At 41.9% G+C, this 14,123-nt stretch carries 14 protein-coding genes; all 14 read right to left on the bottom strand.

Annotation, left to right across the window (positions count from 1 at the left end; genetic code table 11):
* Positions 1-100 precede the first annotated feature (100 nt).
* Positions 101-1,282, bottom strand: a complete 1,182-nt coding sequence (locus tag KAU88_08200) for a DHH family phosphoesterase (protein MCK4478488.1) — start codon at positions 1,280-1,282, stop codon at positions 101-103.
* A gap of 54 nt (positions 1,283-1,336) precedes the next feature.
* A complete protein-coding gene (gene cysC / locus KAU88_08205) occupies positions 1,337-1,882 on the bottom strand; it encodes an adenylyl-sulfate kinase (GenBank protein MCK4478489.1) in 546 nt (181 codons plus the stop codon).
* Positions 1,883-3,274, bottom strand: a complete 1,392-nt coding sequence (locus KAU88_08210; GenBank protein ID MCK4478490.1) for an alkaline phosphatase family protein — start codon at positions 3,272-3,274, stop codon at positions 1,883-1,885.
* A 12-nt stretch (positions 3,275-3,286) separates the two neighbouring features.
* Complete coding sequence (gene sat, locus KAU88_08215; GenBank protein MCK4478491.1) at positions 3,287-4,432, bottom strand: sulfate adenylyltransferase; 1,146 nt, start codon at positions 4,430-4,432, stop codon at positions 3,287-3,289.
* 15 nt (positions 4,433-4,447) lie between these two features.
* Positions 4,448-4,687, bottom strand: coding sequence for a CopG family transcriptional regulator (locus KAU88_08220; protein MCK4478492.1), 240 nt, complete (start codon positions 4,685-4,687; stop codon positions 4,448-4,450).
* Between the two features lie 107 nt (positions 4,688-4,794).
* Entirely contained in the window at positions 4,795-4,950 is a 156-nt protein-coding gene (locus tag KAU88_08225) for a hypothetical protein (protein ID MCK4478493.1), read from the bottom strand.
* 579 nt (positions 4,951-5,529) lie between these two features.
* Entirely contained in the window at positions 5,530-6,897 is a 1,368-nt protein-coding gene (locus tag KAU88_08230) for an alkaline phosphatase family protein (GenBank protein MCK4478494.1), read from the bottom strand.
* 348 nt (positions 6,898-7,245) lie between these two features.
* Positions 7,246-7,422 carry a hypothetical protein gene (locus KAU88_08235; protein ID MCK4478495.1) on the bottom strand — a complete coding sequence of 59 codons (177 nt, stop codon included), beginning with the start codon at positions 7,420-7,422 and terminating at the stop codon, positions 7,246-7,248.
* A gap of 69 nt (positions 7,423-7,491) precedes the next feature.
* The gene (locus KAU88_08240) at positions 7,492-8,472 is read right to left on the bottom strand and encodes a hypothetical protein (GenBank protein MCK4478496.1); all 981 of its coding nucleotides are present in this window, start codon (positions 8,470-8,472) and stop codon (positions 7,492-7,494) included.
* A 21-nt stretch (positions 8,473-8,493) separates the two neighbouring features.
* On the bottom strand, positions 8,494-9,456 hold the full coding sequence (locus tag KAU88_08245) for a GNAT family N-acetyltransferase (protein ID MCK4478497.1): 963 nt from the start codon (positions 9,454-9,456) through the stop codon (positions 8,494-8,496).
* Between the two features lie 247 nt (positions 9,457-9,703).
* Positions 9,704-10,582, bottom strand: coding sequence for a DUF362 domain-containing protein (locus KAU88_08250; GenBank protein MCK4478498.1), 879 nt, complete (start codon positions 10,580-10,582; stop codon positions 9,704-9,706).
* A gap of 37 nt (positions 10,583-10,619) precedes the next feature.
* The gene (locus tag KAU88_08255; protein MCK4478499.1) at positions 10,620-11,618 is read right to left on the bottom strand and encodes a Gfo/Idh/MocA family oxidoreductase; all 999 of its coding nucleotides are present in this window, start codon (positions 11,616-11,618) and stop codon (positions 10,620-10,622) included.
* 67 nt (positions 11,619-11,685) lie between these two features.
* Positions 11,686-12,399, bottom strand: a complete 714-nt coding sequence (locus KAU88_08260) for a class I SAM-dependent methyltransferase (GenBank protein MCK4478500.1) — start codon at positions 12,397-12,399, stop codon at positions 11,686-11,688.
* A 602-nt stretch (positions 12,400-13,001) separates the two neighbouring features.
* Positions 13,002-13,958, bottom strand: a complete 957-nt coding sequence (locus KAU88_08265) for a hypothetical protein (GenBank protein ID MCK4478501.1) — start codon at positions 13,956-13,958, stop codon at positions 13,002-13,004.
* Positions 13,959-14,123: the final 165 nt, after the last annotated feature.

The following is a 14,123-nucleotide window of genomic DNA, read 5'->3' on the forward strand; positions in this document are numbered from 1 at the left end:
AAATGCGCGTGCTATCCAGCAAGCCTTCTAAGGATCTCTAAAATTGTCAGCTCAACATCAGGATTAACTGGTTCAAAAGAACTCTTTTAAAGCAATAACTTCAAAGGCAGTTGCTCCTGGCAGATGTACGAAGATATTGCAACGTGTTTTTCTTCCAAAGGTCAATGTCTTCATTTCGTAGAATGCAACCAGCGGCATCTCGGTGGCCTCCACCAGAAGCTTGCACTAGACCAGTAGTGGTTGATTCAGCTAAAGTGGCTAGATCAGTTTTTACTTTGCTTCCTCTTCGCAAAGATACTTTCATTGTTTCCTGAGTTTCAGGAGATATGACGGCAATGGTTGTGTTTGGGTTATTGTGTTGCAGTTGCGTGGCTATTTGGCTGGTGATGTTAAACTTTGGTTTTATGGAGTAAACCGCTAGTTGGGAGTCTGAGTGGAACTCGGCTTTAGAGTCAAACTGTTCTAGATATTTACTTAGCTCTTTGTCAACTTCCTTTCTATACCTATGGAGAAGCGTGGCTTTTTCCGTTTTGCCTTCAAGTAACATTGTTGGATCGTCCAACTGCAAGGCTTCATTCAATGCTTCCACTGCTATTTTTGCTCCTGAATAGTCTGAATGTTGATAGCCAGCGTTAACAAGGTGCGCCATGGTCATTAGAGGCGAGCGAAGGGCCGTTGCCTGGTTGATGGTTTCGAAAGGATAAAGCGAAGGATAACGATTCCTCACTTCCTGTAACAAGTCTCTGCATTCTTTAGCCCGATAATCTGCAACTACGCCTACAGCAGCCACCCAGCACACATCATTTTCCTTCATGTAATTTTTGTATAAGACATAGGAATAATGGGCTGCTGGTATGTTTCCAAGGTTAAAGTTTAACGGGTTTATGTGGGTGCATCTGTCAGACCATCTGAGAGATTTTGATTGAATATGGTGGTCATATATCAGTATGTGTGCCTTAAGAAAGCTTAGAAGTGTCTTAATTTTCTCTACTGACTTTGTAAGTGCAAGATCAAGCGAAACTATGAAACTTGGACTTTTTCCTTGAAGTTTTTCAAGAAGTCTCGGTGTCAACTCAACTGAATGATTCTCTGGCGAGGCGAAATCAAGGAACCCATGCTTGGCTCGTTTTGATACTAAATTAAGAAGAATGGCAGCAGCACAGCAACCGTCAGCGTCGTCGTGAAAGAGTAAGAAGGCAGAGTTTTCTGTGAAAATATGGGATAACATTGTTTCTGACTGTTTGATGATTTTTATCCAGTTTTCCAAAGGAGCCAACTTCAAATTGTCGCCAGTTGCTAGAGGCAGAATCGACTATGGTTGTCTGGGAAGTAGTTATTAAGACTTAGATTTAATGTAACCGAGTTTCACAAGCTTTCCAATGACTTTTGCTGCGTTGTTTTGTGAGGAATCATGTTCGGTGTCCAGCAGCACTTCAGGGTTCGAAGGCTCTTCATAGGGGTCTTGAATCCCAGTCATGTTAGTTATCTCTCCAGCAAGGGCTTTCTTGTAAAGACCTTTCGGATCTCGTCTAATGCATTCTTCGATGGAGCAGCTTAGGTAAACTTCGACAAATTTGGGTAGGTTTTCTCTTGCGTAGGCTCTAGTGCTTCTGTAGGGCGAGATCAGAGAAACGATGGCGTTTACGCCGTTTCGTGTTAGGAGTCTGCAGACATAAATTATTCTTTTGTTGTGTGTGTCTCTGTCTTCCTTGCTAAAACCAAGCCCTTTGCTAAGGTTTCTTCTCACTTCATCGCCGTCAAACAGCTCCACCTTAAGATTCCTAGCCTTCAATTCGCGAAGTAGTCCTTGTGCAATCGTTGTTTTCCCCGAACCAGGTAAACCAGTTAGCCAAACCACAAATCCTTGATCTTCTTTGCTCATTTATGCCACCTCTTCAATAGTTTTCCCTTCCATGTCTTCAGGAACTGGAATTCCCATGACCTTTAGCACGGTCGGAGCAAAATCCAACAGGCTTATGTCTTTTAATTTTATGCCACCCATTTTCCGTTTTGGGTCATAATAGAGGAAAGCGCCGTAATGTGAGTGCACAGCGTCGTCAGGTCCTTTGTCATTCTCGGGTAGATAGTACGAGTCATAGCCCAGAGTCCCTGCAGAACGCCAACTTAAATCGTCGAAGTAGACTGTAAGGTCTGGGTAGTCTCCTATACCATTTGGGTAGATTTCTTCAGGAGTGTACACCTTTGTGTCCCACTTTTCACCTTTTGGTCCTCGAATAGTCTTTAAATCGTCAGTTATTTGATCCTTGAATTTCTCGTAATTCTTAGACTCTATGACCCCTTTAGGTTCTCTTCCTTTAATATTGAAGAATATTCTTGCGTGGTAGCCGCCCCATCCCCAGGCTCTGGTTTTAGACCAGTCAACTTCTGTTTTTGTAAGTGATGTCCCTGCTGGCGGCGTTTTTTTGAGTTTCAAGTATTCTTTTTCAATTAGCCACTGGTTAACGCAGAAAGCTCCTATCATTCGTTTGGCGCCGTGGTCTGATACAATAATTACTGACGTATCGTCGTCTGTAAGTTTCAATAGTTCGCCGATTTCGCTGTCAATGAGCTTGTAATAGTCCAGAATAACATCTTCGTATCTGTTGTTAGGCTTGTAAAGATGGTGTTCCTTGTCAAAGAATTTCCAGAATGCATGATGCACTCTATCTACGCCTATTTCAACAAACATGAAGAAATGCCAAGGCTTAGTTTTTAAGAGATATCTCAGAACTGTGAAGTGTTGCTTTGTCATTTCGTAAAGCTGCTGAAGCAATTTGTCTTTCTCGCCTGTTCTAAACACAACATCAAGAAGATACTTCCCAACCAACCTCTCTATTTCCTGCTTCAACCCACGCGGATAGGTGTAGTTTTTGTCAACGCTAGGGGTCATGAAACCTGATATTAAAGAGCCGTTGACTGGCTTTGGAGGGTAAGCTGGTGGTACGCCAACAACCGCCACCTTCTTGTTATGCTCTCCTAAAATATCCCAAACGGTTTTCTCTTTGATTGATTGAGAGTTTGCAAGCCAGATGTCATTGTAGGTTCCAGGTTTGCGGTGGCGAAAGCCATAAACTCCAAGTCTTCCAGCGTTCTTGCTTGTAGCCATCACCATCCAAGCAGGAATTGTTATGGGTGGGTGGGAACTCTCCATCCTCGCGTGCACCCCATCGTCAAGCATTCTTCTTATGTTCGGCAGTTCATCTGCAAATTGGTCGAACAGCAGTTCAGGCGGAGCACAATCCAAGCCAACTACCAAAACCCGTTTAGCTTTCATCTCTCTGCACTCCTATTCAACAAATGGATTTGGGTACCTCGCAATCACTTCAGCAACTTCAGGACGCATCAACTCTTTCGGCGGAATTTGTCCTTCAGAAAGCATTTTCCGTATCTTTGTTCCGCTAAAATTAATGTGGTCTTCTTCGCCGTGGGGGCAAGCTTTTTCATTTGTGACAGCGCTACATCGTTTGCAATAGAAGAAGGATTTGAAGAACAGTGGGGAAATGCCGAGGTCTGGAAACTCGTCAAAGATTTTTTGAGCGTCATAAGGACCATAAAATTTGCCCACTCCAGCATGATCTCTACCGACAATAAAGTGGGTGCAGCCAAAATTTTTTCTGACAATGGCGTGGAAGATGGCTTCTCTTGGACCTGCGTAGCGCATTTCGAAGGGCAGAATAGACATTACTACCGACTCTTTAAGGTAGTAGCTTTTCATCAAAGCATTATAGGCTTCGAGAATAACCGCATCTTTGAAATCGCCTTTCTTCTTCTTACCAATTACAGGGTTTATGAAAACGCCGTCAACAAAAGCAAGGGCAGTCTTTTGCACGTATTCGTGTCCAAGATGCGGCGGATTCCGTGTTTGAAATCCTACTAGGGTTTTCCAACCTTTCTCTTCAAATAACACTCTTGTCTCCAAAGGTTCCAGCTTGTACTGGTCATAGGATCCCTTTGGTTCGTTGATTAAGTCGACTTTGCCTCCGAGAAAAACGCCTTCTAAAGTTTTAACCATCGCCACTCCAGGATGAGCCAAATCTAGCGTGCCAAAAGTGTGGTTTGCCAGTTCATCTTTGTCAAAACTGTATTTCTCATCCAGATGCATCAGCGCCAGAGGTTCACCATTGAAGTGTAGTACAAGCTCGTCACCCTCATTGAACCTCTCAGCCTTGCTCTTAGAAACGTCAAGTAGAACGGGAATTGTCCAAGCTAGGTCGCTGGGAAGCCGCATCAAATGCAGTACGGCTTCAAGTTCTTCTTGAATCATAAAGCCTTCAAGGGGGCTAAAAACTCCTTTGGCAATGTTTTCGACATCGCTGGCAACCGCGTCAGAAACTTCGATTTTCTCTAATCTCTTCGCCGTTTCTAACGCTTCTTTCTTTTCTTTGCCTTTTAGCACTCTGTTTATTAGCTTGCCTCCATGGGGTTTCGGCAGTTGAATTCGCCTCTTCTAGTCTATGTAGCCTAATGCTCTCAGTCTTTCCTTGACTCTCTCTTTGTCTTCTTCGCTAAAGGGTTCTTCCTCTTTTTCCTCTTCTGCTATTATTTCTCGCAGCACATAGGCGACGTAGCTTGAAACTGACGTGAAGCCTGTGTCTCTGATTCTTTCTTCGACTTTTTTGAAGAGGGGTATTGGAATGGAGACTGTGGTGAATTTCTTTCTTTCTTCGGATTTTTCTTTTTTGGACATTTTAAAAAGCTTCTTAATTATATGTCATTACAGCGTTTTAATTACATCTAATTAGTGAATTTAAGCTTTATGGATTACTTCTCTAGACGAACATGCTTGCAGAAAAACTACGGAGAAGAAGGGTCGTAGTTTAGAGATAACATAGTTGCATCGTAGACATTTATAATATTGTCACCGTTGAAATCGGCCAGAGGGTTCCAGTGAGAGTTGGAAGGAGTTACACCATAAGCGAATACAAGCTCCACCACATCGTAGATATTCACAAATCCATCTTGATTTATATCGCCAAGAACATATTTCGTTCCAGAAATAATTATGTTAAAATTGAAATCTATTATTCCAAGAACATCGCGTGCAACTTTAAGTGTTAAGGTAACAGGTATTACTTCACCATGTTCAACGTTTCTGCCGTCATAATCCCAACTTAGGGAAATGTATTCAGCTGCCTAGTGTCGACTCCAATCTTTAGTCTATAAAAACATGAAACATGATAAGTCTAACTCTTCGCTTCGTAAGAAAATGTTTACGTCGTTGGTTGAACCTAGAATTAACTTGCCCCACTCGATTGACGTCACCTCTTTTGTGCATTTAGGATTCCAGTATACACCCACATGAAATGATTCAACCTCAAATGACTTTTTGATTGCCCTTAGCGCGAAAATTGTGACAAAACTCAAAACTACTATAAACAGAGTAAAGCGCCAAAGGAAATTGCTCCTTTTGGTGATTGCACCCACTGTCCATATTCAGTATAAGCATCAAGAAAAAAATGCAAGTATTTTTATAGGTTTCGTCATCTATTGCAATCTTTTAATGATTGTCATATGGTGATGAAAGGGGTTTCATAATCGTAGAGGTTTGCCGTCCATGTTTGCAGGAACTGGGACATTCATTAGTTGAAGGATTGTTGGCGCTAGGTCCCAGAGGTTAACCTTTAGATTCCGCTGGTTTGTTATTCCTTCTCCTATTAGGCCAAATATTCCGGGAACATCAACAGGGTCGTGGGCTCCATCGTGACCTCCGCTCCACCGAGGTTCTTCATTTACATATATCCCTGAGGGTTGCTTTCTAATAATCGCTGGGCGTCTGGCGGCTTGCCAACCTGGTTTAAAGATTGCCAGTAGGTCTGGGCCATTGTCTAAGTAGCTTCCCCAGTAAATCTCTTCCCTCTTTTTCACATCCTTGAAGGGGTTTTCCCCATTAACTCTAAGGTTTCTAAGTCCCTCGATTATTGCGTTTCGTGTTGTCTCATATTCCTCGCCTAGCTTTAGCAGGCCGTGGGGTTCTCTGTCTTCTACGTTTAGCCATATGTCCCCGTATCCGTATGAAACTGCCTTGCTGTTTTCCAAGTCGATTTTCTCGTTTCTTGTTTTCAGAAAGCCTAGTTCTTCTAGGTAGTTGTTTACGAAAACTTCTTTGTGGACTGGACAGAATCCATGATCGGAAAGGACAATCATCAGCGTATTTTCGTCAATATGGTCTAGGAAACTCTTAACAATCCCGTCGATTTTAATGTAGTATTCTTTCACAAGCTGAGTGAATCGGTTCTTTTCGTATGTTTGATGAGTTGGATCGACGTATTTCCAGAAAAAGTGTTGAATTCTATCTGTTCCCATAAAGACTGTTATGAAGAAATCCCAATTTTCTTCCTGAAATAAGTATTGGGAAATTTGGGCTGTTTGGTCTGTTACTTGGTTGACGCTTTCAAAAAACAAGTCTGGCTCACTTTTCACCGATTTAAGAATTTCTGTTTCAACATCTCCAACAAGTCTTTCAATTCCAAGATTTCGTTGAACTTTGGTTTTAACGCTGTCAGGGTATGGAGTACCTTCGGTTTTTGATAGGAAGCCTGGAATGACAAAGCCATTTAGGTTTTCGACGTCGCTCATTGGAACATTTATAACCCCCACTTTTTTACCGTTGTCGCTTAAGATGCGCCAAAAGGTTTCTGACTTTAGCATTGCCGGGTGGATTATCTCTCTCTCGTAGGTTCTTGCTTTTCTCATGGCGAAGCTGAAGATTCCGTGTTTACCTGGGTTCTTTCCTGTCATGAACGTCGTCCATGCCACCGGCGTTTGAGCAGGAACTGGTGGTATTGTTTGACCGAAGATGCCCCTTTGTTTGAACATCTTGAATGTGGGTAGAAAGTCGTTCCATTTATCAATTAGTTTTGGCGATGCCCCATCAAATCCTAAAATAAGGACTTTCAAGTTTGTTCTACCTATACACTTGTTGTTTCAGTGGCTAATTTTGAGATTAGGAGATATTACTCGTGTGCATGTACTGCCCTCTAGCCAAAACGTATTGTGTTTCTTTCCACACTTCTACTTTTTTGAATGATCGGTAAATCTGCGCGTAGGGGAGTTAAATAATTAGTTTTTTTTGGTTCTGCGTGGACTATCTGTAATCATTAACTTCATCCGTGTACATATCAAGATGAAAGATTCTACTCGATTTTTCGGTGAAGGGGAAGAGAACGCGAACGTAGAAAGGGAATGCAGGCGGAAGGATCCTACTTCACACTGGTTGTCGTGTCATCCGTCCTTTTCCAGTGGCTGTCAAGCGAAGTAAGCTATGCCTCCTGTTAGGTCTGGTCGGCCCAGCTTCAAAGCTGCAATCACAACGGCGTAAAACACGCAGAACGCTAGGCTGGTGTGGATGCCCGCGTTGTCTAAGCCTTTCCACGTGAACTGGTCATAGGCTAGGTGGTTCTTCAAAGTTGAGATGAAGACCAACTCTCCGCATAAACATTCCAGAATTATTTAATTCGCCCGCGCGCGCATTTTTTATGGGTCAACAAATCATCACTTCGTGGTTAGCATATCAGACTTTCGAATTCTGAAAAAATGATGAAAATGGCGTAATAAAAATTTTGGTTTGTAACCAAATAGATTTTTGGCAGCATATACGCTTTTATTATAAACCTTCGCGATGTCAGTCTCATGAGGATCTAATGTTTTTTCAGCTCGTTCTAACGTATTTATGAGTTTAATTAATCCTTTTTTTCGTAGTAGATGAAGCCCAAACAAGAATATTTCTAGCTCCGAAAATTTCGATGTGACACGCATAGGATTACGTTTTCTGATTCGGATAGGATGAAATGGACTGCTGTATTGATGGTAGAAGGATTCGCCTGGTTTAAACATTACATGAGATGGGTGCATTAAGAGAACACAGAATTTTTGGCTTAGCATTTTTTTTATTATAATTGGAAAATTGACCCCTGGCGAATCGATTATTATGGGGTATGGAAAGAAGGTCACATCTTTATGCAGAACTGGCATTTTGCAAATGTCTGCTGAAAAGTCAAACTTGAAATCTAGTTCTTTTAATGCTTCTAGATGGGGTGGAGACCAGCATAAAAATGGAGCTCTAAAAGATGTGATTTCTTTTTCAGGAAAAATTTGTCGCAGTAACAGAATACCGCCTTTGCTGCAGATATTTCCACTCAAAGGGTTAATACATGAAGTTTCTCTTCTTCTCGAGATTTTGGCAGCCTTTACATAGCTTTCTATGTCTGTATATTCAAAAATAGCAGGTTTGACGGAATGACTTGATGCATGGTAGCCTATTTCGTGAGTTTTTAATAATTCTGAAATCTTTGGAAAACGACGGATCTGCTCTGCGATAGTCCCCGTGAGAAAGAAAAGTCCCTTTAAATCATATTTTCTTAATAACTTCAATACCTTGAATAAGGCTGCAACTACTTCCTCATTTAGAAAGTCTTCTCTAAGTACAGGGCCTTCGACATCGAAAGTCAAAAGAACCCTTTTTTCACTTCTCAATAATAAGCTTCCTTGAGAGGACTATTGTCTAAGGGTTAAGGATTTACCCAACTTTTGCGCTAAAAGTGTAGCGGTAACACTTTTCGTTATCCAACCGTATATTCTGGGAAAAAGGCCTTTGCGGATAAGTCGAAATTCAAGATTTTTCCTGCTTTTGGCATTCCAAGAAATTTTGTATGTTTCATCGCCCCTCATTAGATCATATTCTTTTAACCCTTTACGAATACATTCTTCAACAACGTGCATCCTCAACAGATTTGCAACTCCATATTTGGAATATTCTGGATCAAATCCCGTGAGATACTCGTATTTCTTCTGTTTGTAATTAAAAGAATATATCGCCGCGATAGGCAAGTCATCTGCGGTTAAAATGTATAGGCTTAACCATTCCTTTTTAGAAAAGTGGCGGGCTATGTCATAATGGAAGTCGCGAAGCTTTTTTTCCGCAAATACTCCAGGCAGGTCTTGAGTTTCCCATCTTTTTTGATGTAACTCGTAAAATGCGTCCATAGCTTCTTCAATTGAACTAAAATCGCTATGTGTCTTAACCTCAACTCGATATTTCTCGCTTAGACGCTTCTTTCTTCTGCGCAAATTTCTTCGCATGTTTCCGCTTAATCTTTGTAGAAACATTTCAATCGAAATGGGAAGATCAATATAAGGGCACGAGAAAGTTATTACCTCGTCTAAATGAACCCCAGATAGCTCTTCAGTGGACATCGTTCGCAGTAAACTGACGAACGTAGCGCTCTCAGGAATATCTCCCAGTTCTACAAAATTCCAGTCGGCATGTTTATCTGTCAGATAATCCCAAAAGAGTTTCAAGCATTCTTGTTCTTTCTCAAGGAAAATGAAATTGTTGTAATCGGATTGGGGGCTTCCGATGAACTCTATCTTTCTTAAATTGCCAAAATGAAGAAAATTGTATTTGGAATACATGAGTGGGGCAACAGCTATAGCTTTCCCTTTGTCTTCGATAATCAAAATTCTAAGTTCTCTTCCGCTTCCAAAGTGCTTCCACCAACTTGACAGCCATTCCCAAGTAGAGAAAATGTTACTATCCAAGTTATTTTGTAAAATGTCATTCCATTTGTCTTTTAGATCTTCGAATTGATTGAAGTTGCTTAGTTCTTTTATTTTAAGGATGATTTGTCACCTCATCATGTCGTTAAGGATGTTATTAAGGCGTTTCGATTATGCTCTAGAGACATATTTTAGAAATCCTAGCGCGCTATCTTATGCAACGCATGTAGACTTGAGCAAGCAGCATCCGAATTTTGTTTTTTAGTTTTCTCCTCGGAAAGATATCCCTAACATAAGTTAGGTTTTCGCCTTTTGGAATAAACTGCATATCGCCTATACCTTCCTGAGAGGCAAGCACGATGTGTTTTACAGATCTCGGATTTAGTCCCAGAATTTTCGACGCCGCGGCGTCAGTTGCCACTGGATCCTCACTTGCCATAACTAGTCCAAGCTGCTTTGTGTTGACTCCGTTCACGACGATACCATCCACGACGACTAGACCAGTTTTTATTAGTTTGTTTACGCCCACGATAGCTTCATTCAAAGCCCTATGATAAACGAATTTTTTACTGAAGGCGTTACATCCATAGATGTTTTTCAACGCGCACGTTACCTTTACTCCCGATTGATACTTAATTTTGGGAACATTAACCAACATATCCGACTCACGAAAAATCTGAGGCACCCGAAATTGGAAATAATAATCTCTGATCTTCACCTCAACATTTTCGCTTTTCTCTTTACTAAGATTAACCAACTTGACGTCTTTCTCTTTAGCCATCTTTTCATAGCCAAGCATTTTAAAGACATGTTTACATCTCATAGCAGAAGCATCAGACTCAACAACAGAAACGTCCATATCTGAAGATAATCGTTCCCTTAAAACGTCAATGAGAGCGCCCACAAATTTAGAATCAGTAGTTTCTCCAGTGGAGTAATCATAGTAATAGCACAAATTTGGCTTTATCACGATTTTTTTGGGATGTTTTTCCAAACTGAATTGTATAAGATCCAGAGACTTGCTAATAGCATTTTTAACGGAGATATCGTTTGGCGCTTGGGCACGGACAAAGCTTACGAGGCTCAAAACCAACTCAACCAGAACAATAGATAAATCGCTGTAATCAAGAGTCAAAACGCAAGGCGTTTTCATATGCCATGGAAATAATTCTTAGATCTTGAAGAGCTTCTTCTCCAGATGGACTAGGTGAAATATCTGTATTCACACAGTCGACGAAGTACTGGAGTTCTTTGAAATAGCGATCAAGTGAACGCTCGATCTTTCCAACTTTCCTTCTAAGATCGTCAGCAATAATTCTCACCACGCTGGGAGAGGAACGAACTACAGACGCGTGTTTAACTGTTCCATACAGCTCCACGCTTACTTTAGGATCTTTCGAAAACCAGCCCACGGTAATAGTCGCAAGCAACCTATCTCTAAATCTTAGAAGACACATTGCGTGATCTTCAAAGTCCATGTTGAATCTGTATCCTAGGTAGCTTTTTGCATCGACGGCGTCTCCAAAATACCACCTAAAAAGACTTACCAAATGAACCCCTAAATCCAAAAGGGCTCCGCCGCCCATCATCTCCTTGTTGAACCACCATGCGGGCACGGGGGAGGGTCTACCGAGTTCGCCCCTTGGAGAGAAGGGGCCTGCACTTATATTAGTCGCATAAGCAAGTTGTATATCACCTAACGTACCGCTTTCTATTTTGCTCTTCAACTTATTGAAGTCCTCACTGAACCGTGATGGGTATCCCACCATAAGTTCTATTCCTTCGCGTCTAACATGAGATAGAACCTGTTCTCCTTCTGCTGGATTTCTAGCCAGAGGCTTTTCTAAGAAAATGTCTTTTTTTGCCTCAGCAGCCCTACACGCACATTCGCAGTGAAGGAAATTGGGTACTGCTATTATGACTGCATCGATGCTCTTATCATTAAGTAACCTATTGTAATCAGTTTGAATGTTTTTGATTCCATTTTCTCTAGCAAATTTCAATGCTTTTTTGGATGAATCGGCCACCGAGACTAGTTTGGCGTTTTTGAGTCGAAGACAGTTTTTCAAATGAACTTTCCCAATTGATCCTAAGCCTATTATGCCTAAATTCACGTTTCTCAAGCCTGCACACCTTTCTTATTGTTGCGGCGCTCACCACAATTAATTCCCTTTTTTGGCGCCATTTGTACTATTTGATCTTAGCCATAATTCCGATATTGGATCCAAAAAGGCACATTAATCTGTCGTATCTTTCAAAAAAACGCATAAATCTTAGGAGACTACTCTCATTTGATGGCGTCCTATTGCTCCAGTCCATTCTCTTAAGACTGAGAAATGGGATGTGAATAAAATCTGTACCACGTATATCCAATATTTCTAAATCGCTTCTCTTGAATAACTTTTTAACCTTGAAATAATGGAAAATATGCAGTCCATGTCTGCGGCCACCTTCACCTATAAGAGACCACAACCAAAGTTCTAATAACTGGGTACTTATATAGTTAGGAACTGTGACAAATAAATAACCTGATTTTTTAGTCACTCTTACTAGTTCCTGAAAAGCTTTGGTAAAATGAGGTATATGTTCCAACGCTTCTGAGCATACAGTTACGAAGCCTGAGCCATCCTTAAATGGCAGAAACTGGGCATCCCCAATCACGAAATCCACGTTTTTATGATGTCTCGACCTTCTTGCCAAATTCTTTGCTTGTCTAATCGAACTTGATGAGAGGTCAAGTCCCACTACATTTTGACATTTTTCTGCCATCCTTATAGAAAAACCGCCCTTTCCACAGCCAACTTCTAAAATACTCTCAATATCTACGGAAATGTTTGACTTCATCATCCTCAATATCAATTGATACCAAGGATCAGCCAGCGAAAGTTTCCTTTTGATCATCAAATCAGAAAAATTCACACTGAAACCTCACCAGTCTTTACACATATTACCTCTTCTCAACTTACAAAGATAAAGCATGCGTAGAAAAAAAGAAAGGGGAGTCCATCCAAATATTGTGTTCCCATGAAGAAGTAGCTATCCGTGCTCCATAGTTGAGCAAATACTCTCCGGGAATGGTGAATCCAACCCATTTACCTTTCGGGTTATTTCTAGGGTACACTTTGAAATGTAGCACATAGCCCCAAGCGGTCTCCAATCCTAGTTCATCTATTGTCCACGTCAAGAGTAGCACGTCCCTTTCTCTTGCCTATCTTCTCCACAGTCACCGTCCTAAGAGGTGGAGAAATCAACCGTACACGGGAGAGAATATCAACAAGCAAGGAAAACGAGCTTTCGTCAACTGCATGTTCAGAGGGAAACTCGTCGGTCACCACAACAGGTTTTCTTTTCTTTTAGATACACGAGTTTTTGAAGCGTCTTCTTTCGCTTCTACAGCCCGTGGATATGAATGACAGTTTCGGATATCTAAAAAAAAAAGGAGGTTTGATCGTGGTTCTAGATGAACCGTTTCATCTAGTCCACAGGCTCATGACCAGCTGCCCAGTCTATACTTCTAATACATCTGCGTGTGCGACCACGTAGATATCGCCTGACAGACCAGACACGGTATACGTGTCGCTCACCGCACTTATCCCTGCGTGAATATAGGGGTACTGACCTGGAGCAACCGTGTACTCGCCTTGGCTATCTCTCGGAAGCGGTTCAGAGCCCACGTAGAGCTGAGTGTTCTGCATCGTCCAGCTTGTGTGCATCATGTATGTAACTGTGGCGGTCGAACCATCGTAGTCTATTGTGACATTGCCCACCAGAGTCCCCTTACCAAGGTCGCACTTAGCTGCTCCTGCCCAGACGTCGAATGTATAAGATCCAGGTGCGAGCGGTCCGTTGGACCAACCCCAATTTTTGAAATCTCGTTTCCCGTCTCCGTCAAAATCCATGGACATGAAGCATGTAGCGTATCCGTCGCCGTACGCGAAGGCAGTTTCACCACGTGGCGGTGGTGGGCCCTCGTATATCTTGATGTGTATGTGGCAGAAGTTGTGAGCGTAGTTTTCGTCGATCCAGTCCACGATTGTGAAGGTAATTGGTGCACCTGTTCCTGTGTAGAAGATCGTGTACTCATGATCCACGTTGCTGAATGGACCCCAATTCACATCCATTCCGTCGATCTGTAGGAAAGAGTGACCACTAGGCGCGGGAAGAGGGCTTGTCCAAGTCGGGCCGTAGGTGAATGTACCGTAGAACTCATCAGTGTAGTATTGGGCGTCACCGGCAAAGATAACCCATCCATAGGTCGGGTCGCACGATATGAACCACCCCTTTGCCTCAATGCGATATACTCTTCCTGCCTCTAGGACTGGAGAAGTCACTGGTCCGCCAGTGCTGAGGACGTCTGCTTCCCATATGAGATGTCCTTGTGCTTTTGCACCAAGTATCGGAACCGCAGTGATTATTAATGCGAAAAGCAATGCTAGCGCAGATATCATTCTTAGTTTTTTCATTTCTAACACCTAAGTTTTGCGTGAAATATGTTCTGTTTCAGGAGATATAAATATTGATGAAAGATAATTATAGAAGAAAAGTCTAGTTCGTGAGGTTTCTAAATACTTGATAGGGAAATCTTGAGCGATAGTGTAGGGGGTGAACTCCCCTACGCGCATACACAA

Source organism: Candidatus Bathyarchaeota archaeon (assembly GCA_023131225.1).
Taxonomy (GTDB): domain Archaea; phylum Thermoproteota; class Bathyarchaeia; order Bathyarchaeales; family SOJC01; genus JAGLZW01.

Bases quoted from the DNA above. Each gene is read 5' to 3' on its own strand.
- cysC (MCK4478489.1), bottom strand. From the start codon at position 1,882: ATGAGCAAAGAAGATCAAGGATTTGTGGTTTGGCTAACTGGTTTACCT.
- KAU88_08210 (MCK4478490.1), bottom strand. From the start codon at position 3,274: ATGAAAGCTAAACGGGTTTTGGTAGTTGGCTTGGATTGTGCTCCGCCT.
- KAU88_08220 (MCK4478492.1), bottom strand. From the start codon at position 4,687: ATGTCCAAAAAAGAAAAATCCGAAGAAAGAAAGAAATTCACCACAGTC.
- KAU88_08265 (MCK4478501.1), bottom strand. From the start codon at position 13,958: ATGAAAAAACTAAGAATGATATCTGCGCTAGCATTGCTTTTCGCATTA.